At 64.3% G+C, this 26967-nt stretch carries 22 protein-coding genes and 1 tRNA gene; 6 read left to right on the top strand and 17 right to left on the bottom strand.

Annotated elements, in window-relative coordinates:
- The first annotated feature begins 1 nt into the window (after position 1).
- Together ACEN98_RS03950 and ACEN98_RS03945 are read left to right on the top strand one after the other, a co-directional pair.
- A complete protein-coding gene (locus tag ACEN98_RS03950) occupies positions 2-511 on the top strand; it encodes a hypothetical protein (protein WP_413381572.1) in 510 nt (169 codons plus the stop codon).
- A 200-nt stretch (positions 512-711) separates the two neighbouring features.
- Positions 712-1374 carry a tyrosine-type recombinase/integrase gene (locus tag ACEN98_RS03945; RefSeq protein WP_413381570.1) on the top strand — a complete coding sequence of 221 codons (663 nt, stop codon included), beginning with the start codon at positions 712-714 and terminating at the stop codon, positions 1372-1374.
- Here ACEN98_RS03945 and ACEN98_RS03940 read toward each other — a convergent pair whose 3' ends face one another.
- The 3 genes from ACEN98_RS03940 to ACEN98_RS03930 all read right to left on the bottom strand — a co-directional run bounded on the left by ACEN98_RS03940 (position 1375) and on the right by ACEN98_RS03930 (position 3188).
- Positions 1375-1794, bottom strand: coding sequence for a hypothetical protein (locus ACEN98_RS03940; protein WP_413381568.1), 420 nt, complete (start codon positions 1792-1794; stop codon positions 1375-1377).
- Positions 1791-2945 (bottom strand): hypothetical protein, encoded by a 1155-nt coding sequence (locus tag ACEN98_RS03935; protein WP_413381566.1) that lies wholly within the window; start codon positions 2943-2945, stop codon positions 1791-1793. Before ACEN98_RS03935 ends, ACEN98_RS03940 begins: the two co-directional genes overlap by 4 nt.
- A 169-nt stretch (positions 2946-3114) precedes the next feature.
- Positions 3115-3188 (bottom strand) — tRNA-Gly (locus tag ACEN98_RS03930).
- Between the two features lie 188 nt (positions 3189-3376).
- On the opposite strand from ACEN98_RS03930, the gene epsC reads away from it, so the two are divergent.
- Complete coding sequence (gene epsC / locus ACEN98_RS03925) at positions 3377-4309, top strand: serine O-acetyltransferase EpsC (protein ID WP_413342610.1); 933 nt, start codon at positions 3377-3379, stop codon at positions 4307-4309.
- Here epsC and ACEN98_RS03920 read toward each other — a convergent pair whose 3' ends face one another.
- The 4 genes from ACEN98_RS03920 to ACEN98_RS03905 all read right to left on the bottom strand — a co-directional run bounded on the left by ACEN98_RS03920 (position 4310) and on the right by ACEN98_RS03905 (position 9215).
- Positions 4310-5329 carry a TraB/GumN family protein gene (locus ACEN98_RS03920; protein WP_413381564.1) on the bottom strand — a complete coding sequence of 340 codons (1020 nt, stop codon included), beginning with the start codon at positions 5327-5329 and terminating at the stop codon, positions 4310-4312. It abuts the gene before it with no gap.
- Positions 5330-5339: 10 nt separating this feature from the next.
- On the bottom strand, positions 5340-6359 hold the full coding sequence (locus tag ACEN98_RS03915) for a TraB/GumN family protein (protein ID WP_413381562.1): 1020 nt from the start codon (positions 6357-6359) through the stop codon (positions 5340-5342).
- A gap of 115 nt (positions 6360-6474) precedes the next feature.
- A complete protein-coding gene (locus ACEN98_RS03910) occupies positions 6475-7986 on the bottom strand; it encodes a UdgX family uracil-DNA binding protein (protein WP_413385945.1) in 1512 nt (503 codons plus the stop codon).
- Positions 7986-9215 carry a putative DNA modification/repair radical SAM protein gene (locus ACEN98_RS03905; RefSeq protein WP_413381560.1) on the bottom strand — a complete coding sequence of 410 codons (1230 nt, stop codon included), beginning with the start codon at positions 9213-9215 and terminating at the stop codon, positions 7986-7988. Before ACEN98_RS03905 ends, ACEN98_RS03910 begins: the two co-directional genes overlap by 1 nt.
- Positions 9216-9383: 168 nt before the next feature.
- Between ACEN98_RS03905 and ACEN98_RS03900 the strand changes: the two genes are divergently transcribed.
- From ACEN98_RS03900 to ACEN98_RS03890, 3 genes are all read left to right on the top strand, one after another.
- Positions 9384-10220, top strand: a complete 837-nt coding sequence (locus ACEN98_RS03900) for an alpha/beta fold hydrolase (protein ID WP_413381558.1) — start codon at positions 9384-9386, stop codon at positions 10218-10220.
- 90 nt (positions 10221-10310) lie between these two features.
- Positions 10311-10919: a glutathione S-transferase family protein gene (locus ACEN98_RS03895; protein ID WP_413381556.1), complete on the top strand. Its 609-nt coding sequence runs from the start codon at positions 10311-10313 to the stop codon at positions 10917-10919.
- A 10-nt stretch (positions 10920-10929) separates the two neighbouring features.
- Entirely contained in the window at positions 10930-11916 is a 987-nt protein-coding gene (locus tag ACEN98_RS03890) for a bestrophin family protein (protein WP_413381554.1), read from the top strand.
- Positions 11917-11919: 3 nt separating this feature from the next.
- Here ACEN98_RS03890 and ACEN98_RS03885 read toward each other — a convergent pair whose 3' ends face one another.
- From ACEN98_RS03885 to leuS, 10 genes are all read right to left on the bottom strand, one after another.
- Complete coding sequence (locus ACEN98_RS03885; RefSeq protein WP_413381552.1) at positions 11920-13488, bottom strand: tetratricopeptide repeat protein; 1569 nt, start codon at positions 13486-13488, stop codon at positions 11920-11922.
- Between the two features lie 6 nt (positions 13489-13494).
- Positions 13495-15717: a putative bifunctional diguanylate cyclase/phosphodiesterase gene (locus ACEN98_RS03880; protein ID WP_413381550.1), complete on the bottom strand. Its 2223-nt coding sequence runs from the start codon at positions 15715-15717 to the stop codon at positions 13495-13497.
- A 7-nt stretch (positions 15718-15724) separates the two neighbouring features.
- The gene (locus ACEN98_RS03875; RefSeq protein WP_413385944.1) at positions 15725-17836 is read right to left on the bottom strand and encodes an HDOD domain-containing protein; all 2112 of its coding nucleotides are present in this window, start codon (positions 17834-17836) and stop codon (positions 15725-15727) included.
- A gap of 347 nt (positions 17837-18183) precedes the next feature.
- Complete coding sequence (locus tag ACEN98_RS03870) at positions 18184-19458, bottom strand: multidrug effflux MFS transporter (RefSeq protein ID WP_413381548.1); 1275 nt, start codon at positions 19456-19458, stop codon at positions 18184-18186.
- A gap of 3 nt (positions 19459-19461) precedes the next feature.
- On the bottom strand, positions 19462-20670 hold the full coding sequence (locus tag ACEN98_RS03865; protein WP_413381546.1) for a THUMP domain-containing class I SAM-dependent RNA methyltransferase: 1209 nt from the start codon (positions 20668-20670) through the stop codon (positions 19462-19464).
- 262 nt (positions 20671-20932) lie between these two features.
- Positions 20933-21346 (bottom strand): CopD family protein, encoded by a 414-nt coding sequence (locus ACEN98_RS03860; RefSeq protein ID WP_413338935.1) that lies wholly within the window; start codon positions 21344-21346, stop codon positions 20933-20935.
- Between the two features lie 88 nt (positions 21347-21434).
- Positions 21435-22700, bottom strand: a complete 1266-nt coding sequence (locus ACEN98_RS03855) for a glutamate-5-semialdehyde dehydrogenase (protein WP_413381544.1) — start codon at positions 22698-22700, stop codon at positions 21435-21437.
- Between the two features lie 22 nt (positions 22701-22722).
- Positions 22723-23739, bottom strand: a complete 1017-nt coding sequence (holA, locus tag ACEN98_RS03850; RefSeq protein WP_413381542.1) for a DNA polymerase III subunit delta — start codon at positions 23737-23739, stop codon at positions 22723-22725.
- Positions 23740-23754: 15 nt separating this feature from the next.
- Positions 23755-24225 carry an LPS assembly lipoprotein LptE gene (gene lptE, locus ACEN98_RS03845; RefSeq protein WP_413381540.1) on the bottom strand — a complete coding sequence of 157 codons (471 nt, stop codon included), beginning with the start codon at positions 24223-24225 and terminating at the stop codon, positions 23755-23757.
- Positions 24226-24285: 60 nt separating this feature from the next.
- Complete coding sequence (gene leuS / locus ACEN98_RS03840; protein ID WP_413381538.1) at positions 24286-26931, bottom strand: leucine--tRNA ligase; 2646 nt, start codon at positions 26929-26931, stop codon at positions 24286-24288.
- Positions 26932-26967: the final 36 nt, after the last annotated feature.

Raw genomic sequence — 26967 nt, 5'->3', positions numbered from 1 at the left:
GATGGCGTACGAGGTGCTGTACAAAGACCTGATCACTTACGACCCGCTAACAGAGACCACCAGGAAAGAGCGGACCTCCCTCCTTGGGGTCTCCATGCTCGGCGTAGCTCTGGTCCGCGTGCCGTTGGTTCCAAAAAAATTAAGCGTGTTGGGAATTGATTTTTCAGACATTCATCAGGCCGAGTTCGTGAAAATGTACGCTCTGGTCGTCATTTACTACGTTTGCGCGTTCTCGTTGTATGCACTTAGCGATTATGTGGCATGGCGGCGTAAAGAGGTACTTACGCTTCACGACTACCATACACAGCAGGCAGAGTGGGAAGCAGCAAAAACGGAAGAGGAAAAGGTAAGAATATACGGCGCCCGCGCGGAGGCCAGAGTGAATTATCGAGGCGTGAGGAATTATTGGTTCGCGTACTGGATTGCACGCGCGCGGGCCGCGTTCGAGTTTCTAATGCCGGTCGGTTTTGCAGCCTATGCTCTTTCGCTGCTATACGACTTCGCGCATTAGGAGGACTGGATTGTGATTCCTGTTGTCGTGGGTTCGAGTCCCATCAGCCACCCCAAGAATTCATTTAGATTCAAAGACTTATGCGAATCTAAATTTTTCGGATAGCGAAATTTCCAACGAAATCAGGAATTTTCCAACGGACGCAGAAGCTCCGCTGAGCCAGATCAAGCCGATGCACATCCGCCAGTTCTTGGACGACCATGCAGACCACAGCAAACCGATGCAAGCGCGTGTTCTCGACGATGTGGAACCATGCCCGCGGCTGGGGCTATACCGACCTGCCGAACCCGTGCGAAGGCATACAGGGCTATTCGCTGGAGAAGCGGACCGTTTATATCAGCGATGCCGTGTACAAGGCCGTATGGGCCAATGGCAGCGCCCCGCTGCGCGATGCATTGGATCTGGCGTACCTCACGGGCCAACGGCCAGCGGACGCGCTTAAGATGACTGAGTATGACATCGCCGAGGGGCACCTCATCGTCACCCAGGAAAAGACCAAGCAGCCGTTACGCATCAGGATCGTCGGCGAGCTGGAGACGCTGCTGACGCGCATCGAGGCGCGTAAGGCGGGACACAAGGTAAAGACAGCCGCGCTGCTCGTGAATCAACATGGGAAGCGCCTTACCGCGCCGGCGCTGCGCTCGCAGTTCGACAGGGCCAAGGATGCCGCAGCCAAAGCCGAGCCGAAGCTGGCAAAGGACATCAAGAAGTTCCGGTTCTACGATCTACGCGCAAAGGCGGCGGATGACACGGCGGATGGCTGCGGGGAGGAAGCTGCGCGTGACTTGCTGGGTCACGAGAGCGTAAAAACGACTCAACGCCACTATCTGCGACGGGGCAAGATAGTGACGCCAACCAAATAGCTATTTAGGATAAAGCTTCCCTCTGGCTAAAGCTAGTTGCTTAAGCTTTTTGGAGATCAATTTCTGTTCGGCTTCGGTATGTGCACTATAGTCTGCCAACGCATGAGCCTTATTTTCCAATTCCGCCTTGGAAGTGTCGGTCGCTGCTTTCGCTTTCGTAGGATCAGATACGCATGAAATGTTATGCGCCTTAAACTCTGATACGCTGACCCCAAATATTGCCTCAGACTTCCTTCCTCCATACGTATAAATGTAATGCGAGGCAGCTTCATCATGCACTGATGAGCGATCTACAGACAACTTGTTCGCATCTTGTTTCGACGGGCGAAAACGACTGTCCGAAGGCTCACCTTTTTGGAAAAAATCTGGATGAATATGACGATACAAAACTTCGTCAGGATCGTTAAGGTAATCGCTCATTGTGCACCGATTCTTTTATCGAAATCCTCGAGGAAATTCGGGTCGATTTCTGTGTACTCGACAGGTGTAAGAGTATCGTCCCCATCTAGTTCGATACCAAACATTTCGATTTTTCCGTCGCGCATGAACTCAATGGTATAGTCCCAGCCAGCACTTTCCAACTCAAACGATATTCCGCCTTCATCAGTTGGAAAAACCTTAAAGAGGTGGCACCAACTTGAGCGTTTCGCAAGAAAACGCTGTGCATTATCCAGCGCCAACTGGGAAATCTTTATCCCATCACCATCGTTCCAGCCAGCGGGTAATTCTCCAAGTTGTTTTATCCTTTCACGGCATCGTAATAACTCAGCACTCTGACTAGGATCAATAACTCCGATATCATGCACGTAAACCACGCCGCGCACGACATCGTTGTGGTCTACTTCAATCTGTAAGTCGTATTGCACCTCTGAACCGAGGTAAGGAGCAAATTCCTCCGTTACCGTGCTTTTTTCTCGGGAAACTTCCACATCGCCATATTTATCGATGGAAACTACAATATTTCCCTGAGATGATGTAGGCACAATTTTGGCTTGGACGAGAATGCCAATCCCTTCGACCCTCGTTTCATATGTACCTTTTATACGAGTGATCAAACGCTTACGTCTCTCGTTGTTTAGGTACACCACTGTACCTGTTGAGCCAGTGGTGTTTAAAAACTCGATGCGTTCATCATCGCGCAGTCCCGACCCCAGTTTATTAAGTGCTCGTATTTGCTGTGCCGTTAGTGCAGGTGCTGTACCCCCGTCCTCGGCCCCGTCAACGAGATGTATAAACTGGCTGAAAGACGATGCCATCAAATCATCGAGCTGGTCAACCATGCCGGGAAGGTAAGCTTGGGCGCGGCTCCGGTTCCAGTTTAAGTTTGGAACGGCGCTACCATCAGTCAGACGAACCAGATCGAATGTCAGACTTCGATCAAACCCTTTCGGTAGGCGGACTTTGTCGGCATGCTGCGCATGCCATCCCTTTTTCACAAAAGAAACAATCAGATCGCGGAAGGCAGGCAAGTCGCTCAGCACATCTACCGGCAGACGCGTGCCTTCGAACCTAGGACCGACATACCTAAGTTGAAAGTCGTTTACGTTGTCTGGAACCGGATTTTCGCTCATTTTTGCCCCTACCCTATTGTCGCCGTAAGTCAACCGTGGCGTTCTTTCTTGCGATTATCACACTGCCAAGTGTGCTCGTCTACGCAAAGTTTTAATAAGGTTGCGAACGTTTTGTGGAGCGCTGCGGATTTTGTGGAGCGACCAGAGCAGATTTTTGGCCGTTTCTCAGTGGAGCGGGTGAAGGGAATCGAACCCTCGTCGTAAGCTTGGGAAGCTTCTGCTCTACCATTGAGCTACACCCGCGTTGCCCGCATTCTACGCGGGTTCACGTTCCTTTGTCACCTTAGACATTTTTCGACATGAGCTTGTGTCGAAAAATTCGTTGAGCCACCCATGGATGGGCTCGTATATTGAACACTCGTCCATCAGCACAGCGGAGGCACCGTGAGGCCAATTCTTTCCGACCAACACCGCCTCCGGGAGCACGACTGATGGCCGACTTCGACATCGGCGCGATCGTGCGCGACCTGAACGAGGCGCGCCGCCAATGGCGCCAGGCGCATCGTCCGGCCGGCGAGGTGCGCGGCATCGAGTTTCCGTCGCGCGACGCGCTGGCGACCATCGTCGGGCAGCTGAAAGGCGTGCTGTTTCCGCTGCGCCTGGGCCCGCCCGACCTGCGCCAGGAAAGCGAGGATTTCCACGTCGCGCACGCGCTGGACACCGCCCTGCACGCGCTGCTGCGCCAGGTCCGCATCGAGCTGCGCTACAGCGCCGCGCTGCGCCACCTGACCCATACCGACATCGAACCGCAGGCGCTCGAGGCCACCCGCGCGTTCGGCGCCGCGCTGCCCGGCATCCGCACCCTGCTCGACAGCGACGTGATCGCCGCCTTCCAGGGCGACCCGGCCGCACGCAGCGTCGACGAAGTGCTGCTGTGCTATCCGGGCATCCACGCGATGATCCATTACCGCCTCGCGCATTGCCTGTACGGGCTCGGCCTGCCGCTGCTCGCACGGATCATCGCCGAGCAGGCGCATGCGGAAACGGGCATCGACATCCACCCGGGCGCGACGATCGGTGCCGGCTTCTTCATCGACCATGGCACGGGCGTCGTGATCGGCGAGACGGCCGTCATCGGCCAGCGCGTGCGCCTGTACCAGGCCGTCACGCTGGGCGCGAAGCGCTTTCCCGCGAATGTCGACGGCACCCTGCAGAAGGGCTTGCCGCGCCATCCCGTCGTCGAGGACGACGTCGTCATCTATGCGGGCGCCACCGTACTGGGCCGCATCACGATCGGCAAGGGCGCCGTCATCGGCGGCAATGTCTGGCTGACGCATGACGTGCCGCCGGGTGCCCGCGTGGCCCAGGCCGCATCGCGCGAGGACGACCTGGGCGCATCGGACATATCGGGCGAGCCGGTGTAGTTACCTCGGACTTTCGACGACGTAACCCCTGGCCTGCAGGCCGGCCAGGTAGCTCGTCGGGCCGAGGATGTCCTGGATCTCCAGCACGGCGAAGGTGGCGGCATTGCTGGCCAGCGCATTCTCCGCCGCCTTCAGCCACGACGTGCGCAGGCGCTGGCGCACCTGGCGCAGGGCCGCGGCGTCCTTCGCGATCGAGCTGTTCATGACGGCGTCCAGGCATGCATCCCGCCGCTCCGCGAAGTTCAGGCCGCGGATCTCCGCGATATCGCCGTTGGCCCAGGCATTCGCGCGCACGCGCATCGTTTCGAGATCGGTGTCCAGGGTGTCGAGCGTCTTCGTGAAGCAGACGAGGTCGGCCACCTGCGAATTCTTGAAGTCGCGCACGAGCTTGCGCGGATCGTCGACCATGACGTCGTAGCCCGAGTCGGTCATTTTGACCTTGTTCTTTTTCGCGACGTCCTCGATCTTGCCGAGCACTTCGCTGCCATAGCTCAGGCCGCTTTTCTTGAGGCCGGCGAGCAGCAGTTCCTCGCCGGCGAAGACGGGCCGGTAATGCTCGATGCCGTCGTCTTCGCCGATGTACTTGGCCTTCAGCACCGTCCAGTGCGCGTAGACGTCGGCCGGGACCACGTCATGCAGCACCGCATCGTCCGGATTGCGCTTGATGCCGATGAGGCTGGGCAACGCCGTCAACCCGCTGAAGAAACCGATGTGGGCTTTCGCGACGGGCGGCATCAAGACTTCCTGCGACTTCGCCACGAGGCGCTCGACGCGCGACGCATCCCACTCCATGTTCCGCGGCAGCGGAGAATAGGTGCCGAAGACCCACATCACGTGCGTTCCCTTCGACACCTTCCACACGCCGGGGCCGGGCCGGCGGCCTTCGATGACGACCGTCGCGGGAACGGCGCCGGCGGCCTCGGCGGCGGCGGGTTGCGCGGTCTGGTCCACGCTCTGCGCGAACGCCGGCGGGACCAGCAGAGCCAACGAGAACACATACCCGTTGATTGTCTTCGTCATGGCGTGTTCCTTATTTCGGGCTCTCGACCGTATAGCCTTGCGCCTGCAGGTCGGCCAGATAGCTCTGCGGACCGATGACGTTCTTCATCGGCAGGAGCGCAAACGTCGACGTGTTGTCGGCCAATGCTTTCTCGGCCGCCTTCATCCAGTTGGCACGGATGCGCTCGGGAAGATGCTGGAATGCGGGAGAATTTTTGGCGAACTGGCTGTTGAAGATGGCGTCGTTGCACGCCTTGTCGCGCTCGGCGTAATCGAGGCTCGACATCTCGGCGATATTGCCATTGGCCCAGGCGTTCGCGCGCACGCGCATGGCGTCGATATCGCCTTCCAGGCGTTCCAGGGTCTTGGTGAAGCACGCCACGTCTTCCACTTGCGACTTCTTGAATTCCTTCATCAGCGCGCGGGGATCGTCGACGTCCATGCTGAGCGTGGTCGACGTGATCTTGACCTTGTTGTGCCTGGCCGCCTTTTCGATCTGCTCTTCCACGCCGGTATTCTGGGTCAGGCCGCTTTTCGACAAGCCCTTGCTCAGCAGCGTGTCGGCGACGAAGATCGGGCGGCGCCGCTCGATGCCGTCGTCATCGCCGATATACTTGCCCTTCAATACCTGCCAGCGCGCATACACGTCCGCCGGGAGCACGTCGTGCAGCGTGGCGCCGTCCGGATTCTTGTCGATGCCGATCGCGGTCGGCAGCAGCGTCAGGCCCTTGAAAAAGCCGACCTCCATGCGGGCACCCGGCCGCGTCAGCACTTCCTGCGACTTGCCGACAAGACGTTCCACGCGCGCCGCATCCCACTCCATCTTCTGCGGCAGCGGGGAATACACGCCGAACACCCACATCACGTGGTCGCCCTTCGATACTTTCCAGACGCCGGGACCAGGCCGGCGGCCTTCGACCACGACCGTCGCGGGGACGGTGTCAAAGGCCTCGGCGGCGGTGGGCGCGGGTTCAGGCTCGGGCGTGGTCTGGGCCAGGACCGGCAGGGTCAGGAAACTCAGGTAAAGCGCACATGCATACCGTTTGCTCATCGGGCATCCCATCGTTGTTGTTGTGTGCGCAAAAGCTTAGCGCCACCGATGAGCTTAGCCTATCGAGGCAACGAAGTGTTACATCTTTGACATGCATATATCGCAACAGCAACGTTCACGCGTCCGGTACGTCGACCGGGCGGTCCAGGAGCTCGTGCGCCAGCCTGATGCCCTCGACCATCGCGTCGAAGGCCTCGCGCTTCGCGTCCTCGCCCGGCACGCGCAGCACATACGACGGGTGGTACGTCGTGACGACCCAGTGCCCTTCGTGGCGCAGCGGTTTGCCGAGCGAATTCTTGAGCGTGACGTTGGCCGTGCGCAGCACCGACTTCAGCGCGGTGGCGCCGAGGGCCACGATGACGGTCGGCTTGACGCTCGCCAGTTCCTTGTCGAGCCAGTAGTGGCAGGCCTCGATCTCGCGCTGGACCGGCGTCTTGTGCAGGCGCCGCTTGCCGCGCGGCTCCCACTTGAAATGCTTGACGGCGTTGGTGACGTAGATCGTGTCGCGGTCGACGCCGGCCGCCTCGCACACGCGGTCCAGCAGCTTGCCGGCCGGGCCGACGAACGGCTGCCCCGCCAGGTCTTCCTGGTCGCCCGGCTGCTCGCCGACGAACATGATCTTCGCCCGCTTGGGTCCCTCGCCGCCCACGGCCTGCGTCGCGAACTGCCACAGCTCGCAGCGCCGGCATTCGTCCAGTTTCGACGGCTGCTGGCGTTCCGGTTGCGCATCCTCGGGGGCGATCGGGATCGTCGTGCCCTTGCGTTGGCCGACGGCCTCGTACTGGCCCACCTTGCGCGCACCCAGCGCCGCCTCGCTGACCATGTGCGGCACGATCTTCGCCTCCGGCAGGTTCTTCCACCGGTCCGACTGGATATGCTGGTGCATCACGTTCGTGTTCAGGCGGGCCGGGTTGAACACGCTGCGGTAGTAGGTCAGCCACAGGGCTTCGCCCGTGTCTTCCAGGTCGGCCGCATCGCGCACGAGCGGTCCCGTGTTGTGCAGCGTATGGCCATCCCACAGGACGCTCGCCTCCGGCGTGGCGATCATCCAGCTGACCTTGCCCATGCGCGAGACGAAATGGTCGGCCACCTGGGGCAGCACGTCGTGGCGCGGCTCGTACCAGGCGACGAAGCGCGGCGGGCCGGCTTCTTCCGGACGTTCGCGGAAGCGGATGTAGGCATGCATGTCGTGTTCCTCGCGGCGGACCGCCTTCACCATCGCGTGCAGCCGGGCGCCATCCTCGTCGGCCGGCGACTGCACGTCGTGCTCGCCCTGCTGCCAGCGCCAGATCACGCGGTACAGGAAGGCCCAGCGGTCCGGCACGCGGCAGCAGGCGGCCGACTGCAGCATCTCCATCAGCGAACGCGGGATGTGCGGCGCGGGGCGCAGCGGCTCATTCCTTGGCTCGTCCGGCGGTATGACGGGATTATGCGGTGCCTCGGCGGGGGCCGGCGCACCCGTGAACAGGTCGCCGCCGGCCAGCAGGTCGCCCATGTGCGGCACGCCCCACGTCACCTGGTCGGGCGGGATGCCGTGGACGAGCAACTCGCGCGCGGCCTCGCGCCACTCCGCGAACGTCTCGACCTGCACCGGCTGCCCTGTCCGGACCAGCGCATCCGCCGCCATCACGCCGCCTGCAGTTCCGGCCACAAATTCATCTGCTGGGGGGCGTCGGCCAGGTTACGCCGCAGCAGGTCGGACGACGCGGTGCCTTGCGCCGGCTTGTAGTCCGCCGTGATCACGAAGGGCGCCAGCTTTTTCAGGCTGCAGCGCAGGCGCGACAGGTCTTCCCAGCGGATGCGCCGCAGCCGCCGCAGGTCGATCAGGCGCTTGGCCGTGCGCAGTCCGATGCCCGGCACGCGCGCGATCATGGTCTCGTCCGCGCGGTTCAGGTCGAGCGGGAAGTGGTCGCGGTTCGCGAGCGCCCAGCCCAGCTTCGGGTCGATGTCCAGCGCCAGGTTGCCGGCCGTGGGCATCAGTTCCTTCGCCGTGAAACCGTAGCCGCGCAGCAGGAAGTCGGCCTGGTACAGCCGGTGCTCGCGCAGCAGCGGCGGCGGCGCGGACGGCACGCTGGACGGGCTGTGCGGGATCGGGCTGAACGCCGAGTAGTACACGCGTTTCAGTTTATAGCTGCCGTACAGCGTCTGCGCGGTATTCAGGATCGTCTGGTCGTCGCTGGCGTCCGCGCCGACGATCATCTGCGTGCTCTGCCCCGCCGGCGCGAACGTGGGCGCCTTGGGGTGGTCGTCCTTTTCGTCCAGTTTCGTGCGGATGGAACCCATCGCCAGCTTGATCGTGTGGACGCTCTTTTCCGGCGCGAGCTTCGTCACGCTGTCCTGCGTGGGCAGCTCGATGTTCACCGACAGCCGGTCGGCATAGCGGCCCGCCAGTTCGATGAGGCGCGGGTCGGCATCGGGAATCGTCTTGAGGTGGATGTAGCCGCGGAACTGGTGCTCTTCGCGCAGGCGGCGCGCGACCTCGACCAGTTGCTCCATCGTGTAGTCGCTCGACTGGATGATGCCGGAGCTGAGGAACAGGCCGTCGATGTAGTTGCGCAGATAAAAATCGCGCGTGAGCTTCACGACCTCGTCGACGGAAAAGCGGGCGCGCGGCACGTTCGACGTGCGCCGGTTCACGCAGTACTGGCAATCGTAGACGCAGAAGTTCGTCAGCAGGATCTTCAGCAGCGACACGCAGCGTCCGTCCGGCGTATAGCTGTGGCAGATGCCCATGCCGTTCGTCGCACCCAGCCCGTCCTTGTCGACGGAATCGCGCCTGGGCGCGCCGCTGCTGGCGCAGGAGGCGTCGTACTTGGCCGCGTCGGCCAGGATCTCCAGCTTGTCTTTGAGTTCCATCGCGGAATAAATACTGTATATATAAACAGTATATCGCGAATCGCTCCGGCCGTGCCGTGCGCGAACGCACTGTTGCGCGGTTTGCGCTAGATCAATGTGTGTGCCGCTGACGGTGGTTTCACAGTGGTAATATCAGTGGATTGTTACATGCTTCGGCCAGGATTCACCATGTCTGTACAGTTTCGCAACAACGTCCACGTCACCGGCTCTGGACCTGTCACCATGGTGTTCGTGCACGGTTTCGGTTGCGACCAGACCATGTGGCGCTTCCTGGCGCCGGCGTTCGCGGAGCGCTTCCGCGTCGTGCTGTACGACCTCACGGGCAGCGGCCGCTCCGACTGGGAAGCCTACGACCGCGCGAAGTACGCCAGCCTGCAGGGCCACGTGACGGACCTGCTGGACATCCTCGACGCCTGCGCGGCCGGTCCGACCGTCGTCGTCGGGCACTCGGTCGGCGCGTCGATCGGGCTGCTGGCGTCGGTGGCGGCGCCGGAGCGTTTCCTCGCCCAGGTTCTCGTCGGCCCGTCGCCCTGCTACATCAACGACGGCGATTACATCGGCGGCTTCAACCGCGAGGACATCGACGGCCTGCTGCAGGCGATGGAGACGAACTTCCTCGACTGGTCGCGCAAGATGGCGCCCGCGATCATGGGCGCGCCCAATCGTCCGGAACTGGGCGCGGAACTGACGCGCAACTTCTGCCGCAACGATCCCGCCATCGCCAAGCATTTCGCGCGCGTGACCTTCCAGGCCGACATCCGCGCCGAAGTCGAACGCTCCACCGTCCCCGCCCTGATCCTGCAATGCAGCGACGACCTGATCGTGCCGCGCGAAGTGGGCGAATGGCTGCACGAGCACCTGGCGCACAGCACGCTGAAGGTCATCGACAACGTGGGCCACTGCCCGCACCTGAGCGCGCCGACGGCCAGCTCGGTCGCGATCGATACCTTCCTCGCACGGACGCTGCGCGAGGACGGACGGCTCGCCTTGAATCCGGCAGTGTAAGACAGGACGCAATCCGGTGCCGAAAATGCACCAATGCGCGGCATGGACCCGTGCGATAGTGGCGCCGCTATCGACACCACCGGAGACACCATGCAGCTCTACCACATGCGCGGCGCCTGTTCGCTGGCCGACCTGATCGTTCTCTGCTGGCTCGGCGTGCCGCACGAGATCGTGCCGATGACGCTCGACTCGATCAAGGCGCCCGCCTACCTGGCGCGCAACCCCGGCGGCAACGTGCCGCTGCTCGTGCACGACGACCTCGCCCTCACGGAAAACGTCGCCATCCTCGGCTACCTGGCCGACCTCCATCCGCATGCGCGGCTGGCGGGCGACGGCAGCCCGCGCGGCCGGGCCGAAGTCATGCGCTGGCTGGCGTTCCTCAATTCGGACGTCCACAAGGCATTCAAACCCCTGTTCGCGCCGGAGCGCTTCCTCGACGAACGCGACCTGGACGAGCAGCTGGCGGCCAACGCGCGCCGCCATGTCCGGGCGTACCTCGAACGCCTCGACGGCGCACTCGCGGACCGCGACTGGCTCACGGGGCAGCGTTCGATCGCCGATCCCTACCTCTACGTCGTGCTGCGCTGGGCACAAGCGAAAGGCGTCGACATGGCGGGCCTGGATGCGCTGGCCGCGTTCCACGAGCGGATGTCGCGCGATCCGGCGGTGCGCGACGCGCTGCGCGCCGAGGAAGCCTGACCGGACGTCCATGCACATCGGGAAGTCCTACGGGCTGTTCGAGTTCGCGCACTGGACCCGGCGCCACGTCTACCCGCTCGCCGCGTGCGCCGGCACGGTCGTGGCCCTGTACCAGCTGGGCGGCTGGCATTGGCTTTCCCTGCCGTGGCCCGTGCTCGCGCTGCTGGGTACCGCCGCGTCCTTCATCGTCGGGTTCAAGAATGCGCAGAGCTATGGCCGCACGGTCGAAGCCCAGCAGATCTGGTCGTCCCTCGCGGCCGCCAGCCGCCACTGCGGCCTGATCTGCCGCGATTTTCCGACCGACGAGCGCGCGATCCCCGCGCTGGTCACCCGCCACCTGGCCTGGCTGACCACCGTCCGCTACCAGTTGCGCGCGCCGCGCGTGTGGGAGGCCGCCGCGGCCGCGCCGAATGCCGAATACCGGGAGCGCATGTTCGACGTGGCGGAACGCAGCGTGCCGCTCGAGGCCGAACTGGCCCGCTATCTGCCGCCGGACACCGTCGCGCACCTCCTGACCGTCGCCGACGTTCCCGCCGCGCTCATGTCCCTGCAGAGCCGCGCCATCCGCGACCTGTTCCACGGCCAGGCGCTGCAGATGCTGCAATACGCCGAGATGCAAAAGACCCTGAAGGACCTGATCGATCAGCACGCGCGGGCACAACGCCTCAAGGATTTTCCTTATCCGCGCCAGTACGCGATCGTCAATTCGCTGTTCGTCTGGCTGTTCGCGCTGCTGCTGCCACTGGGTACGGTGCGGGAATTCGCGCGCCTGGACGGGCAGATGGCGTGGCTGGCCGTGCCGTTCAGCGTGCTGATCGGATGGATGTACCTGGCACTCGACCAGGTCGGCGCCAGCACCGAGAATCCGTTCGAAGGCAGCGCCAACGATGTGCCGATCACGTCCCTGTCGCGGGCGATCGAAGCCGAGTTGAGCGTGCTCCATGGCCTGCCCCACGACCGGCCGCCCGCCCCGCCGGCCGGCCACATCGTGCTCTAGGATCTACGCCGCGCCGATATAGCCGTTGGCCTGCGCCAGCAGTGCCGGTTCCATGCGCGCGGCGATGCGCCGGATATAGTTTGCGGCCGGCGCGATGCCCGCGGCACCCGCGCGGTGCAGCCATGCATAGGCTTCGACGAGATCGAGCGGCACGCCCTGCCCCGCCGCATACATCACGCCGAGGTTGAACTGGGCGCGCGCATGGCCCTGGCGCGCGGCGCACAGGTACCAGAAGTGCGCGGCCTCGTAATCGCGCTCGGCGCCGTGGCCGCTGTCGTGGCGCAGGCCCAGCGCGAACTGCGCGAGCGCGTGGCCCTGCTCGGCCGCCTTGCGGTACCACAGCGTCGCCTGGCGCGGATCGACCGTACCCGTGTCGTCGCGGTCGAGGAGTTGGCCCAGCGCGTACTGCGCGGGCGCGTAGTCCTGGTCGGCCGCCTTGCGGTACCAGTACGCGGCTTCGCGTTCGTCCTGCGTGACGCCATTGCCGCTCTCGTAGCGCAAGGCGAGATCGAACTGCGCGCGCAGGTGGCCCTGTTCCGCAGCCTTGCGATACCAGTCCAGTGCGATGGAAGGATCCTGCGCCACGCCATGGCCCGCATCGTAAAACTGGCCGAGGTGGTATTGCGCGCCGGCGAAGCCCTGCTCCGCGGCGAGGACATACCAGTGCGCGGCCTGCGCGTAATCCTGCTCGACGCCCTGGCCGTGTTCATAACGCAGGCCGAGGTTGTCCTGCGCGCCCGCGTGTCCCTGCTCGGCCGCGCGCCGGAACCACGCGAGCGCCAGCTCCGGATCGCGCGCGACGCCATGGCCGGCATCGTGGATCAGCGCGAGGTTGAACTGCGAGCTGGCGTGGCCCTGCTCGCCCGCGCGGCCGTACCACAGGACCGCCTTCTCGCTGTCCTGCGGCAGGTCCTGGCCCTTGTCGTAGCGGAGGCCCAGGTTGAACTGCGCGGGCGCATAGCCCTGCTCCGCGGCCTTGCGGAACCAGTGGATGGCCTGCTGCACGTCGCGTGCGATGCCCTGGCCACTGTCGTATCTGAGTGCGAGATTGAACTGCGAGCGCGCGTAATTCTGTTCGGCCGCCTTGCGGTACCACTCGATGGCCAGCGCGACGTCCTGGGCGACGCCCTTGCCGCCCTCGTACATCATGCCGAGATTGTGCTGGGCGCCGGGATCGCCCTGTTCGGCGGCCTTGTTAAACCAGTGCAGCGCCTCATGCACGTCGGCCGGCGTGCCCTGTCCCTTCGCATACAACCAGCCCAGGTTGTACTGGGCCTGCACGTAGCCCTGCTCCGCGGCCTGCCGGTACCAGTACAGCGCCTGGCCCAGGTCCTGCGCCACGCCCTGCCCCTTCTGGTACATCACGCCGAGGTTGTACTGCGCCTGTTCGAGGCCGCTGCTCGCCGCCATGCGATACCACGCGACGGCCTGCTCGTAGTTGCGCGGCACGCCCTGGCCGTTCACGTACATGAAGCCCAGGCTGTGCTGGGCCGTGGCGACGCCACGCTCCGCGAGCGCCTTGACCCGCAAGAACTCAGCGGTATGGCGAGCGTCGGTCTCGCTGGGGGTCATGACGCATCAGGCCTGGAAGGCGAGCACGTTCGACACGCCCGCCGGCAGTGTCTGCCCGCGCAGCACGTCGATGAAGCGGCCGAGCGGCATCGGGCGGTGGTACAAATAGCCCTGCATCGTCAGGCAGCCGTTCGCGCGCAGGTAGCGGGCCTGCGAGTCCGTCTCGACGCCTTCCGCGATCAGGTTCAGGCCCAGGCCGCGCGCGATCGAGATGATCGCCAGGACGACCGGATAGTGCCCGTGCTCGTCGTGGATCTCCTTGACGAACGACTGGTCGATCTTGATCGTGTGGACCGGGAAGCGGTGCAGGTAGGCCAGCGACGAATAGCCGGTGCCGAAGTCGTCGATCGCGACGGACACGCCCAGCTGGCCGAGTTTGTTGAGCTGCTCGATCGCGTGCTGCGGGTTGCGGATGCAGATGTTCTCGGTGATTTCGACTTCGATCTGGCTCGGCGCGATCCCGTAGCGCAGCAGCGCATTGCGCATCTTTTCGTAGAAATCGCCGCGGTCGAGGTATTGCGGCGACAGGTTCAGCGACAGCCGCACCTGGTTGCCGCCGATGTTCTTCCACTGCAGCATGTCGCGGCACAGCGCGCCGATCATCCAGTCCGAGATCGGCAGCATCAGGCCGTTCTCTTCGGCGAACGGCAGGAATTCGCCCGGCGACACGATGCCGCGCGTCGGATGGTTCCAGCGCATCAGTGCCTCGGCGCCGACGATGCGGCCGCTGATGGCGTCGATCTGCGGCTGGTAGTACATCTCCAGCTCGTTGTTCTCGAGCGCGCGGCGCAGGCTCTGTTCCAGCGCGATCTTCTGGTGCGACACGTCCTGCATCGACGGGTCGTAGAACGCGTGGCCGTTCTTGCCCTGCCCCTTGATCTGGTACATGGCGATGTCGGCGTGGCGCAGCAGCTCGTCGATCGATTCGCCGTGGACCGGATAGACCGCGATGCCGATCGAGGCCGAGATGTGCACGGCGTGGCCGTCCAGGTCGAACGGCTCCTGCAGCACCTCGAGGAATTTGTCGGCCACCATGCGCGCGTCGTCGCGGTCGCGCAGTTCCGGCAGCACGATCGTGAATTCGTCGCCGCCCTGGCGCGCCAGCGTGTCGCCCTTGCGCAGGCATTCTTTCAAACGGCCCGCGGCCTGCTGCAGCAGCTCGTCGCCCTTGACGTGGCCGAGCGTATCGTTCACGAGCTTGAAGCGATCGAGGTCGATGAACATGACGGCGAGTTCCGTCTGTTTGCGCTTGGCCTGGATGACGGCGAGGCCGAGGCGGTCCTTGAACAGGATGCGGTTCGGCAGGTCGGTCAGGATGTCGTGGTAGGCCTGGTACGAGATGACTTCCTCGGCGCGCTTGCGGTCCGTGATGTCGCGCGCGACGCCGTACGTGCCGTAGAACTCGAGCCGTTTCACTTCCTGGTCGGGCACGTGCATGCCGATCGCGTTCAGCGAGATCGTCATCAAGGTGTTGTTGAAGGTGCGGTCCTGGTTGGCACCCGCATGGCACTTCAGGCGCAGCTCGACGTTGCGCGAGGCCCGCTCGTCGACCCGGCGCTCGTTGAAGACGTAGCGCGCGCGCTCCAGGTCTTCGTCGTGCACGAGGATGGAGTAATGCTGGCCGATGAGTTCTTCGCGCTTGTAGCCGAGCAGCTGGTAGGCGCGGTCGTTGATGAAGGTGAACTTGCCTTCGTGGTTCAGCGTGTAGATGATGTCCGGCGACGAATCCACCAGGTAGCGGTACATCTTTTCCGAGTTTTCCAGCTGGCTCGCGATGCGCGCGTTGGCCTGTTCCAGGCGGCGCTGCTTCAGGGCGTTCGCGACGGTCTTGAGCAGTTCCTCGCGGCTGTACGGCTTGCGCAGGTAATCGTAGGCGCCGCGTTTCAGCGCGCCGATGGCGGCGTCGATGCCGACCTCGCCGCTCATCACGATCACGTCGGCGTCGATGCCCTTCTCGTTGATGAAGTCCATGATCTCGTGGCCGCCGATGTCGGGCAGGCGCAGGTCGAGCAGCACGAGATCGAAGCGCAGGCGCGCCAGGTGTGCGAGGGCTTCTCCTCCGGTGGCGGCCGTGACGAGCTGGTAGCCGCGGCCCTGCAGCAGTTCGTACAGGGAGGTGAGCAGGCGCGGTTCATCGTCGACGAGCAGGAGTCGGGGCTGGTCGATGCCGAGCGAGGATTGCGTGTCGTGGGGGCTGGACGACGTGGCGCTGGCGGAGAATGGATTCATTGTTACCTTATACGGATCCAAGCGCGCGCACCGGCGGTATGGCCGGGGCGCCGGCGCCGGCATGGGCCGGCAGCAGGATTTCAAAACTGGTGCCGGTCGTGCCGCTGCGGCAGGCGATATGCCCGTTCAGCTTCTTGACCAGGCTGTGCACGATCGACAGGCCGAGACCGTGGTGCGGTCCCTCCTTGGTGCTCTTCACGGCCGAGAACAGGTTGGCCAGCACCTCGCGCGACAGGCCCGGACCGGTGTCGGAGACGACCAGTTCCAGGTACAGCCTGCGCTCGCGGTTCACGTGGCCGCGGTTGGCGATCTCGATGCGGCCGCCGCTGCCGGACAGCGCCTCGATCGCGTTCTTGACGAGGTTCACGAGGATCTGCTTGAGGATGTCCGGATCGCCCTCGATGCGGCTCTCGGCGTCCGACATGCTGACGACGATTTCCACGTTCGCCGGGATGAAATTCGTCGTGCGGAACAGGCGCAGCACGTCGTCCACGACGCGGGCGACGTCCGCCGCCGGCGCACTGTCGACCTTCGACGTAGCGGCGCCCAGCTGGATCTCGGTCAGGCTGCCCACCAGCTGGCCGACGCGGTCGATCTCCTCGTTCAGGATCGACAGCTCGGCGCTGACGGGTTCCTGGCGTTCGAGCTTGCTGTCCAGGACCGACAAATAGTTCTTGATGATAGCCAGCGGATTGTTCACTTCGTGCACGACGCGCCGCGACGCTTCGCGGTATTCCTCCGCCACGTGGGCGAGCTGGCGGCGCGCGTGGCCCCGTTCCGACATCGCCGTCTCCAGCGCGCCGGCGGCCTGCGCACCGAACGCGTGCAGGAAGCGCTCGCGCTTCTGGCACGCCGGCAGCTGCCACGTCGCGACGCCGCCGATCATCACGCCGAGGCAGCGCGCGCCCGCGACGAGCGGCAGGCACACGAGCGATTCCGTGCCCAGCATGCGCAGCAGCTGTTCTTCGGCGAGGCCGAGCGGACGGCCATCGCGGCGGATGAAGCCGAGGCGGCGGTCCAGCGCGGCCTGCGCGACGGCGCCGCCCTTCGCCAGCGGTACCGTGAATTCGGCGATGCGCTGCTGGTTCGCGGTCGGCGCGCCGACGAGGGCCTGGCCGGTCGGGTTCTCCAGCAGGACGACGGCGTTCTCGAAATCGAACAGGATGCGCGCCGAGCGCGTCATCGCTTCCAGCAGGCCCGATTCACCCTGCTGGCGCGCGAACGCCTGGCCCACTTCGGACACGAGCACCAGGTTGCGCACTTCCTCGGACAGGCGCTGCTGCACGGGATCGACGGGCGGCGGCGGCGCGAACGCGGCCGGCACGGGCAGGTCGTCGGCGCCGGCGAGATCGATGCCGAGGTGGATCGCGGCCTTCTCGACCTGGCGCGCGGCGAGGCCCAGCAATTCGTCCGGCGCTTCCGGACCGAGACCGCACAGCGCGCGCGCCTCGTCCACGAGGGCATCGTCGTGCGCATGGCAGGCCAGCACGTGGGCCACGCGCACGATGCGGATCAGGGGATGCGCCGCTTCCAGGCGCTCGCTCGGCTCATGGTGGTACAGCACGGAATCGGCGAGGAAGGAATCGAGCTGCCAGCGTTCGATCAGCCAGGCGCCCGCTTCCGCATGCGTGATCTGCAGGGTGCGCTGTTCGACGGCGCACAGGTCTTCGTCGTCGCGCGCCGTGAAGTTGAAGGCATATTCCTTCGGCGCCGTCGCGAGCAGCGCCAGGCGGCCGACGTTGTGCAGCAGGCCGGCGAGATACGCTTCTTCCGGCTGCGCGTAATTCATGCGGCGTGCGGTTTCGCGCGCCAGCACGGCGGCCGTCAACGAGTTCTTCCAGAACGCGCGCAGGTCGGTGGCGCTGGAATTCGGGAAGCTGTTGAAGGTCTGGAAGACGGAGTCGCTGATGACCAGCGTCTTGATCATGTCCGTGCCCAGCGCCACCATCGCCTGCTCGAGGTTCGGCTGGCGGCTGTTGCGGTGGTAGGCGGAGCTGTTGGCGACGGTGAGGATCTTGCCGGTCATGCCGGCATCCTTCGCAACCAGCGCGGCCAGTTCGGGCATGCCCAGATCGTCCGCCTGCAGGTGTGCAAGCAGCTTGATGAGGATCTGGGGCATGGCCGGCAAGCGCGCGATCAGCAGGCGATTGCGGATGTCCTGGTCAGGTTGATGTATGGATTCAAGCACGGCCGCCAACTTGGTTTTTGGGTGATGGCCGCTCTCCCCTGCGGGGGCTGCCACAGTGTTCGTTCTTGCGGTCCCTGGAACAGCACGATGTTTACATCGTTATCCCAAGCATGAAAAACTTATCTTAGCATATATACATTTCTGACCGGGAACAATACTTTCCAAGAAATTTGACGCGTTTTAGAATCAAATTTCAACTGAAATGTATTGACAATGCACAGAGAAGTCCCCGAAATTTAGCATTTATTTACGATCACCATCATTACCGCCACTACTTTTTAAGCGAGAGCCTTGTACCGGCGGTATTGGCGCGACGTCATCCAGCATGCCAGCGACGCCAGCGCAAACGCGGCCTGGCCGAGCGCCATCGCCAGCACGGAATGGGTCAGCGCCGGCGCGATGAGGCCGGCGACCAGCGCGCCCATCAACGTGGTCACGAACGACTGGCATGACGCCACCGTGCCGCGGATGTGCGGGAACAGGTCGAGCGCGAGCAGGGTGGCGCTGGGGTTGATGATCGAGCTGCCGAAGTTATAGAAGAACATCGGCAGCACGGTCCACGGCAGCGCCGGCGGCAGCACGGCGTGGTAGGCGACGGAGCCGGTGACGGCCGCCAGCATCAACATATAGCCGATCGCGATCTGGCGCGAGAACGTCATCTTGCCCGCCAGCCGGTTGGCGACCAGCGCGCCCAGGAAGATGCCGCTCACGGCCGGCACGAACAGCCACGCGAAATCCGACGGCCCCAGGTGCAGGTGCACGGGCAGCAGCACCGGCGCGCCCGCGATGAACAGAAACATGCCGCCGAAGTTGAACGCGACGATCCCGGACTTCATCTGGAACAGCACCGAGCTGAAGATGTCCCAGTAGCTGCGCGCGAGGAAGCGCGGGTTGAACGGCTGGCGGCGTTCCACCGGCATCGTCTCGGGCAGGTGCTGCCAGCACACCCACCACAGCACGACGGAAAACGCGAGCAGGCCGAGGAAGATCGAGCGCCAGTCGAACGCGGACACGACCCAGCCGCCCAGCACGGGCGCGATGGCCGGCGCGATCGAGAAGATCATCGTCACCATCGACAGCAGCCGCGCGGCCGGCGCGTCCGAATACAGGTCGCGGATGATCGCCCGGCCCACGACGACGCCGGCACCGGCCGATACGCCCTGCATGATCCGGAAGATCCACAGGTAGTGCACGGAATGCGCGGACGCGCAGCCGAGCGTCCCGACCGCGAACACGATCAATCCGACGAGGACCACGTTGCGCCGCCCGAACGCGTCCGACAGCGCGCCATGCCACAGCGACATCGCGGCGAAGGCCAGCATGTACGCCGTCAGCGTCTGCTGCACTTCCAGCCCGGTCGCATGCAGCGACGCCTGGATCGCGGGGAACGCGGGCAGGTAGGCGTCGACGGAGAACGGGCCGAGCATCGACAGCGCGGCCAGCAGGGTGGCGAGGCCGCCCGCCGACAGCATCGCGATCTTGTGCGGTGCCGGCAGCGGGATGGGGGTGACGGGGTCTTTCGGTAGATTGTCCGGTTCGGGTTCGGGCAGCATTGATTATTCTTCTTTCGGTTTTGCGGCGTCGCGGCGGTTGAAACCTGCCACCATGTCGAAGCGGAACAGGCGGCATTCGAGGGCGCCGTTGAAGAACGGGGTCTTGCGCGATTCCTTCAGGCGCAGCATCTTCGGCAGGCCCAGGTCGGCCGTGAACAGATATACCGTCCAGCCGGCGAAGCGCTGCTTCAGGGTGGCGGAGAGCTGCTGGTAGAAGCCGACGGCCATCTCGTCCTGCGGGATGGTGGAATCGCCGCGCACGCCGATCCGCTCGCCGTACGGGGGATTCGTCACCAGCAGGCCGGGCTGGCTGGTGGGCGGCTGCACCTGCTGCGCCTCGATCTGCTTCAGCGGCACCTCGAACAGGATGCCGGCCGAGCGCAGGTTGTGGCGCGTCATCGCGACCATGTCGCCGGAGATGTCGGAGCCGAAGATCGTGGGCTCTGCCGGCAGCGGGTTCGGCTTGATCGCCGTCTTCATCTCCTGCCAGGCCCTGGCATTGAAGTTCCTGAATTTCTCGAACGCGAAGCGGCGGCGCGCGCCGGGCGGGATGCCCTGCACCATCTGCGCGGCCTCGATCAGGATCGTGCCCGAGCCGCACATCGGATCGAACAACGTCATGCCCGGCTTCCATCCGGCCACGCGCAGCAGGCCGGCGGCCAGGTTTTCGCGCAGCGGCGCGTCGCCCGTCTCCTCGCGCCAGCCGCGCTTGAACAGCGCTTCGCCGGACGTGTCGAGGTAGATCGTGAAGTTGCGCTGGTCGAGGAAGCCCATGATGCGCATGTCCGGCGTGCGCGTGTCGACGGACGGGCGGCGGCCGAACTGGTCGCGGAAGCGGTCACAGACGGCGTCCTTGATCTTCAGCGTGGTGAACTCGAGGCTCGTCAGCGGCGACTTGATCGCGGTGATGTCGACGCGGATCGTGTGGTCGACGCTGAACCAGTCTTCCCACGGCTGTTCCAGCACGAGGTCGTAGATGTCGTTCTCGTTGGCGTACGTGCGGTTGGCGATGCGCAGCAGCACGCGCGACGCGATGCGCGAATGCAGGTTGATGCGGTACGCGTCCGTGTCCGTGCCCGAGCAGTGGACGCCGCCCGGCACCTGGTTGTGCACCTTCAGCGACGTGCTGCCGGTGGTCTGTGCGATCTCGGCCAGCTCGTCGGCCAGCGCCTGTTCCATGCCGCGCGGGCAGGGGCAAAAATAGGAAGTCATGGGGTACCCTTTATCCGTAGTTGAAAAACATTCGGGGTCAGAGCCCGGTTTTCACGGGTGGGCTCTGACCCCGACTGACTAAAACAAGAACATTCGGGGTCAGCGCCCGGTTTTCACGGGTGGGCTCTGACCCCGACTGACTAAAAAAGAACATTCGGGGTCAGCGCCCGGTTTTCACGGGTGGGCTCTGACCCCGACTGACTAAAACGAAGCGGCCGGGGATGTAGGCCCGGCCGCCAATCAATCTGGTTGAATCTTCAGGTCAGAACGGTTTGACGACGACCAGGATCACGATTGCCAGCAACAGTAAAACCGGCACTTCGTTGAACACGCGGAACCACTTATGGCTGCGCGTATTGGCGCCGCGTTCGAACTTTTTCAGCAGCGAACCACACGCATGATGGTAGCCGATCACGAGGATCACGAGCGCCAGTTTTGCATGCAGCCAGCCGCCCTTGATGCCGAAGCCCAGCCACAGCCACAGGCCCAGCAACAGCGCCGGCACCATCAGGATCGTCGTGAAACGGTACAGGCGGCGCCCCATGCCGAGCAGGCGCTCGACGACGGCCGGGTTGCTTTCCTGGGCCAGGTTCACGTAGATGCGCGGCAAGTAGAACAGGCCGGCGAACCACGAGGCGACGAAGACGATGTGCAGCGCTTTGATCCAGAGGTACATGCAGATCCTTTACGTAGGGTGGGCACCCTGTGCCCACGCGTGAAGTTTGCGGTATGTTGGCGTTACACGTGGGCTCGGGGAGCCCACCCTACTTGCGGATCTCTCCGTGGCCGAACACCACGTACTTCAGCGACGTAAGACCCTCCAGCCCGACCGGCCCGCGCGCGTGCAGCTTGTCGTTCGAGATGCCGATCTCCGCGCCCAGGCCGTATTCGAAGCCGTCCGCGAAGCGCGTCGACGCGTTGATCATCACGGAGGCCGAATCGACTTCGCGCAGGAAGCGCATCGCGTCCGTGTAATCCTCGGTGACGATGGCGTCCGTGTGCTTCGAGGAATACGTGTTGATGTGCTCGATGGCCGCGTCGATGCCGTCCACGATCTTCACGGCGAGGATCGGCGCCAGGTATTCCGTGCTCCAGTCCTCTTCCGTCGCGGGCGTCAGATGCGGATAGCCCTGCAGGATCGCCAGCGCTTCCGGATCGGCGCGCAGTTCCACTTCCTTCGTCGCGTACAGCTCCGCCAGTTGCGGCAGCACGGTCGGCGCGATGGCGCGGGCGACGAGCAAGGTCTCCATCGTGTTGCACGTGCCGTAGCGGTGCGTTTTCGCGTTCATCGCGATCGGCAGCGCTTTCGCGATGTCCGCCTTCGCGTCGATGTAGACGTGGCAGATGCCGTCCAGGTGCTTGATCATCGGGACGGTGGATTCCTTCATCAGGCGCGCGATCAGGCCCTTGCCGCCGCGCGGGACGATGACGTCCACGAATTCCGGCATCGTGATGAGGGCGCCGACGGCCGCGCGGTCCGTCGTCTCGACGACCTGCACGCCGTGCTCCGGCAGGCCCGCGCCGCGCAGGCCTTCGGCGACGAGGGCCGCCAGCGCGCGGTTGCAGTGGATGGCTTCCGAGCCGCCGCGCAGGATGGCGGCGTTGCCGCTCTTGATGCACAGGCCGGCCGCGTCGACCGTCACGTTCGGGCGCGCTTCGTAGATGATGCCGATGACGCCCAGCGGCACGCGCATGCGGCCCACCTGGATGCCCGTCGGGCGGAATTTCAGGTCGGTGATCTCGCCGATCGGGTCGGGCAGCGCGACGATCTGGCGCAGGCCGTCGACCATCGTGGCGATCGCCTTGTCGGACAGCGCGAGGCGGTCCAGCAGCGCCGGCTCCAGGCCGGCGGCGGCCGCCGCTTCCATGTCGCGCGCGTTGGCGGCGCGGAGCTGGTCGGCGTCGCGCTCGATGGCGGCGGCGATCAGCAGCAAGGCCTGGTTGCGGGTCGCGCTGTCCGCGCGCGCCATGCCGCGCGACGCCGCGCGTGCCTGGCGGCCCATTGTGTGCATGGTCTCGGTGATATCCATCGTGCTTCTTCCTGTGATTTCGTTATGTCGACGCGACTTTCAACGCCAGCTGCAGCATCGCATCCCACGCATCGCCCGCGAACTGCTTCGCGCGCAGGCCCTTGACCATCCTGTCGACCTGCGCCGCCTGCTGCAGCGCCGCTTCCAGCGTCGGCAGGGAGATCCGGCGCAGCGCCGGTTCCATCATGCGCTCGCGCGGGCCCCAGATGCGGTATTCCTTCAGCAGGGCGCCCAGCGGGCGTCCCTGCGCCATCCCTGCCTTTAATTTTAGCAGCGTACGGATTTCTTCGGAGACGGCCCACAATACCAGCGGCAGCGCCTCGCCCTCGCCTTTCAAGCCTTCCAGCATGCGCACGAGGCGGGCCGGGTCGCCGGCCAGCATCGCTTCCGACAGTTTGAAGACGTCGTAGCGCGCCACGTTCAGGACGGCGTCATGCACCTGCTCGTACGTCAGCTTGCCCGGCTCGTACAGCAGGCCGAGCTTCTGGATTTCCTGGTGCGCCGCCAGCAGGTTGCCCTCGACGCGGTCGGCGATGAAGTCCAGGCCCTGGCGGTCCACGCTCTGGTTCTGCGCGGCCAGACGTGTGCCGATCCAGCCCGGCAGCTGCGCGCGTTCCACGTTCGGGACCTCGACGTAGACCGCGGCCTGCTGCAGCGCCGCCACCCACGACGCCTTGGCCGTCTGCCAGTCCAGCTTCGGCAGGGTGACCAGCGTGAGGTTGTCGGGATTCAGGTCTTTCGCATAGTTCTGCAGCGCGGCGCTGCCGTCCTTGCCGGGCTTGCCGCCGGGAATGCGCAGCTCGATCAGCTTCTTGTCGCCGAACAGCGACATGGCCTGGTTGGCGGCGAGCAGCTCGCCCCATTTGAAGTTGCGCTCGACCGTGAGCACGTCGCGCTCGGAATACCCTTGCGCGCGCGCGGCACGGCGGATCTTGTCCGCCGCTTCCAGCGCGAGCAGGTGCTCGTCGCTGGTGATCACGTACAGGGGCGCGAGCCCCTTGGCGAGGTGCCCGTCGAGCGCCTCAGGCCGCAACTGCATGGTGTTCCTTTTTAATCAAGTGGCTGGTTTGATCGACGCGAGGCGGCGGATGATCTGCTGCACGAGGTCCGCCTGCATGTCGCGGTACAGCAGCGCTTCTTCCGATTCCTTGGCCAGCACCTGGGTCTCGTCGAACGCCATGTTCCGGCGCAGCGAGATCTGCGTGGGCGGCACCAGTTCCGCACCCTTCGCGTCGCGCACCGTGAACGACATCGTGTACGTCAGCAGGTATTCGCGCACGCGGCCCAGGCTGTTCAGCGACAGGATGGACTTGTTGCGCGACTCGCCCAGCAGCACGAACTGCGCTTCGGCATCCGCCGCCTTGTCCGCGATGACCACCTGGTCCGTCGCGCGCAGGTTGCGCTTGAGTTCCGTGCCCAGCGCGGACGTGTCCGGGAAGCCGAGATAGATGCTGTGGAACGGCATCGTGTAGCTGCCGTTCGAACCGCGCAGCTGGAAGCCGCAGCCTGCTAGGCTACTGGCCACCAGCAGAGCCGCAACCGTAACCGCACGCACCGTCAACTTCCTAGTCAGGGCGCGCATGGCTTACACCACGATGTTGATCAGTTTGCCGGGGACGACGATGACCTTCTTAGGCAGGCCTTCGACGAACTTCTGTGCGGCTTCCGACGCCAGCGCGGCGGCTTCGATGGCGGCCTTGTCGGCCTCCTTCGGCACCTTCACCGAACCGCGCAGCTTGCCGTTCACCTGGATCATCAGCTCGATCTCGGCCTGCTCCAGCGCGGCCGGATCCACTTCCGGCCAGGCCACGTTCAGGATGTCGCCGTATTTGCCGGCATAGCCGAGTTCCTGCCACAGCGCGTGCGTGATGTGCGGCGCGACCGGGTTCAGCATGCGCAGGAAGATCGACAGGCCTTCCGTGATCACCGCGTCCGACGCTGCACCTTCGGCCAGCTTGCTTGACTCCAGCGTATTCAGCATCTTCATGCAGGCCGAGACGACCGTGTTGTACTGGATGCGCTTGAAGTCATAGTCCGCCTGCTGCAGCACCTTGTGCACTTCGCGGCGCAGCGTTTTCTGCGCGTCGTCCAGCGTCCCAGCCTGTTGGCCGGCCAGCGCGGCGGCCACGCGCTCGCGCTGGGCATAAGCGAAGGCCCAGACGCGGCGCAGGAAGCGGCTCGCGCCTTCCACGCCGGATTCCGACCACTCGAGCGTCTGCTCCGGCGGCGCGGCGAACATCGTGAACAGGCGGGCGGTATCCGCGCCGTACTGCTCGATCTGCGCCTGCGGGTCGATGCCGTTGTTCTTCGACTTCGACATCTTCTCGGTGCCGCCGATGACGACCGGCTGGCCGTCTTCCTTCAGCACCGCCGATTGCGGACGACCACGCTCATCGAACGTGAGGCTCACGTCGGCCGGGTTATACCACGTCTTCTTGCCGGCGCCGTCTTCGCGATAATAGGTCTCGTTCAGCACCATGCCCTGCGTGAGCAGGTTGACGAACGGCTCGTCGAATTTCACGAGGCCGAAGTCGCGCATGACCTTCGTCCAGAAGCGCGCGTACAGCAGGTGCAGCACGGCGTGTTCGATGCCGCCGATGTACTGGTCCATCGGCATCCAGTAATCGTTGCGGGCCGGGTCGACCATCGCGTCGTTCGAACCCGGCGACGTATAGCGCATGTAGTACCAGGACGAGTCGATGAACGTGTCCATCGTGTCCGTCTCGCGGCGTGCGGGCGCGCCGCAGCACGGGCAGTCGACTTTCAGGAACGCTTCGTGTTTCTTCAGCGGGTTGCCGGAGCCGTCCGGGACGCAGTCTTCCGGCAGCACGACCGGCAGGTCCTTCTCGGGGACCGGCACCGTGCCGCACTTCTCGCAGTGGATCATCGGGATCGGCGTGCCCCAGTAGCGCTGGCGCGAGATGCCCCAGTCGCGCAGGCGGAACGTGACCTTCTTGTCGCCCAGCTCCAGGTTCGCGAGGTCGCCCGCGACGGCGTTGACGGCCGACGTGTAATCGAGGCCGTCGTACTTGCCCGAATTGATGACGACGCCGCGCTCCTTGTCGCCGTACCACTCCTGCCAGCCGTCCAGCGAGAACGTCTCGCCTTCCACGGCCACCACCTGCTTGATCGGCAGGTCGTATTTTTGCGCGAAGCCGAAGTCGCGCTCGTCGTGGGCCGGCACGCCCATCACGGCGCCGTCGCCGTACGTGATCAGCACGTAGTTGCCGACCCAGACCGGCACCTGCTCGCCGGAGATCGGGTGCGTGACGAACAGGCCCGTGGGCATGCCCTTCTTTTCCATCGTCGCCATGTCGGCTTCGATGACGGAACCCTGCTTGCACTCGGCGATGAACGCCTGCAGTTCCGGGTTGTCCTTGGCCGCGTGCTGCGCGAGCGCGTGTTCCGGCGCGACGGCGCAGAAGGTCACGCCCATGATCGTGTCGGCGCGCGTCGTGAAGACGTACAGCTTGCCATCGTTGATGAGCTCACCCTGCTCGTCCATGATCACGTGCGGGAATGCGAAGCGCACGCCGGTCGACTTGCCGATCCAGTTGGCCTGCATGATGCGCACGCGTTCCGGCCAGCCCGGCAGCTTGTTCTCGACGTGGTCCAGCAGTTCGTCGGCGTAGTCCGTGATGCGCACGTAGTACATCGGGATTTCGCGCTTTTCCACGACCGCGCCCGAGCGCCAGCCCTTGCCGTCGATGACCTGCTCGTTCGCGAGCACGGTCTGGTCGACCGGGTCCCAGTTCACGGTGCCGGTCTTCTGGTAGATGATGCCCTTTTCGAGCATCTTGAGGAACATCCACTGGTTCCACTTGTAGTATTCCGGCTTGCACGCGGTCATTTCGCGCGACCAGTCGATCGCGAGACCCATCGACTCCATCTGGCCGCGCATGTGGGCGATGTTCGAATAGGTCCACTGGGCCGGCGGCACGTTGTTGGCCATCGCCGCGTTCTCGGCGGGCATGCCGAAGGCGTCCCAGCCCATCGGCATCAGCACGTTGTAGCCGTTCATCCGCAGATAGCGGTACATCACGTCGTTGATCGTATAGTTGCGCACGTGACCCATGTGCAGCTTGCCCGACGGATAGGGCAGCATCGAGCAGGCGTAATACTTGCCTTTCGGGAAACGTGGGTCGTTCTCGACGGCTTTATACGCGTCGATCGACTTCCAGTAGGCCTGCGCGGCCTGTTCGACTTCGGCTGGACTATATTTTTCTTGCATGATGTTCTGCGGACTGAAGGAGGTGAGCAGAACATT

Source organism: Massilia sp. CT11-137 (genome assembly GCF_047302885.1).
Taxonomy (GTDB): Bacteria; Pseudomonadota; Gammaproteobacteria; order Burkholderiales; family Burkholderiaceae_D; genus Telluria; species Telluria orientalis.
The sequence above is the reverse complement of the archived record's forward strand: the minus strand, read 5'-3'. Positions and strand labels throughout refer to the sequence as shown.

What these genes read in the sequence shown, in the direction of transcription:
- ACEN98_RS03950 (WP_413381572.1), top strand. Translation starts at nt 2, where the DNA reads ATGGCGTACGAGGTGCTGTACAAAGACCTGATCACTTACGACCCGCTA.
- ACEN98_RS03945 (WP_413381570.1), top strand. Translation starts at nt 712, where the DNA reads ATGCAGACCACAGCAAACCGATGCAAGCGCGTGTTCTCGACGATGTGG.
- ACEN98_RS03940 (WP_413381568.1), bottom strand. Translation starts at nt 1,794, where the DNA reads ATGAGCGATTACCTTAACGATCCTGACGAAGTTTTGTATCGTCATATT.
- ACEN98_RS03935 (WP_413381566.1), bottom strand. Translation starts at nt 2,945, where the DNA reads ATGAGCGAAAATCCGGTTCCAGACAACGTAAACGACTTTCAACTTAGG.
- epsC (WP_413342610.1), top strand. Translation starts at nt 3,377, where the DNA reads ATGGCCGACTTCGACATCGGCGCGATCGTGCGCGACCTGAACGAGGCG.
- ACEN98_RS03920 (WP_413381564.1), bottom strand. Translation starts at nt 5,329, where the DNA reads ATGACGAAGACAATCAACGGGTATGTGTTCTCGTTGGCTCTGCTGGTC.
- ACEN98_RS03915 (WP_413381562.1), bottom strand. Translation starts at nt 6,359, where the DNA reads ATGAGCAAACGGTATGCATGTGCGCTTTACCTGAGTTTCCTGACCCTG.
- ACEN98_RS03910 (WP_413385945.1), bottom strand. Translation starts at nt 7,986, where the DNA reads ATGGCGGCGGATGCGCTGGTCCGGACAGGGCAGCCGGTGCAGGTCGAG.
- ACEN98_RS03905 (WP_413381560.1), bottom strand. Translation starts at nt 9,215, where the DNA reads ATGGAACTCAAAGACAAGCTGGAGATCCTGGCCGACGCGGCCAAGTAC.
- ACEN98_RS03900 (WP_413381558.1), top strand. Translation starts at nt 9,384, where the DNA reads ATGTCTGTACAGTTTCGCAACAACGTCCACGTCACCGGCTCTGGACCT.
- ACEN98_RS03895 (WP_413381556.1), top strand. Translation starts at nt 10,311, where the DNA reads ATGCAGCTCTACCACATGCGCGGCGCCTGTTCGCTGGCCGACCTGATC.
- ACEN98_RS03890 (WP_413381554.1), top strand. Translation starts at nt 10,930, where the DNA reads ATGCACATCGGGAAGTCCTACGGGCTGTTCGAGTTCGCGCACTGGACC.
- ACEN98_RS03885 (WP_413381552.1), bottom strand. Translation starts at nt 13,488, where the DNA reads ATGACCCCCAGCGAGACCGACGCTCGCCATACCGCTGAGTTCTTGCGG.
- ACEN98_RS03880 (WP_413381550.1), bottom strand. Translation starts at nt 15,717, where the DNA reads ATGAATCCATTCTCCGCCAGCGCCACGTCGTCCAGCCCCCACGACACG.
- ACEN98_RS03875 (WP_413385944.1), bottom strand. Translation starts at nt 17,836, where the DNA reads ATGCCCCAGATCCTCATCAAGCTGCTTGCACACCTGCAGGCGGACGAT.
- ACEN98_RS03870 (WP_413381548.1), bottom strand. Translation starts at nt 19,458, where the DNA reads ATGCTGCCCGAACCCGAACCGGACAATCTACCGAAAGACCCCGTCACC.
- ACEN98_RS03865 (WP_413381546.1), bottom strand. Translation starts at nt 20,670, where the DNA reads ATGACTTCCTATTTTTGCCCCTGCCCGCGCGGCATGGAACAGGCGCTG.
- ACEN98_RS03860 (WP_413338935.1), bottom strand. Translation starts at nt 21,346, where the DNA reads ATGTACCTCTGGATCAAAGCGCTGCACATCGTCTTCGTCGCCTCGTGG.
- ACEN98_RS03855 (WP_413381544.1), bottom strand. Translation starts at nt 22,700, where the DNA reads ATGGATATCACCGAGACCATGCACACAATGGGCCGCCAGGCACGCGCG.
- holA (WP_413381542.1), bottom strand. Translation starts at nt 23,739, where the DNA reads ATGCAGTTGCGGCCTGAGGCGCTCGACGGGCACCTCGCCAAGGGGCTC.
- leuS (WP_413381538.1), bottom strand. Translation starts at nt 26,931, where the DNA reads ATGCAAGAAAAATATAGTCCAGCCGAAGTCGAACAGGCCGCGCAGGCC.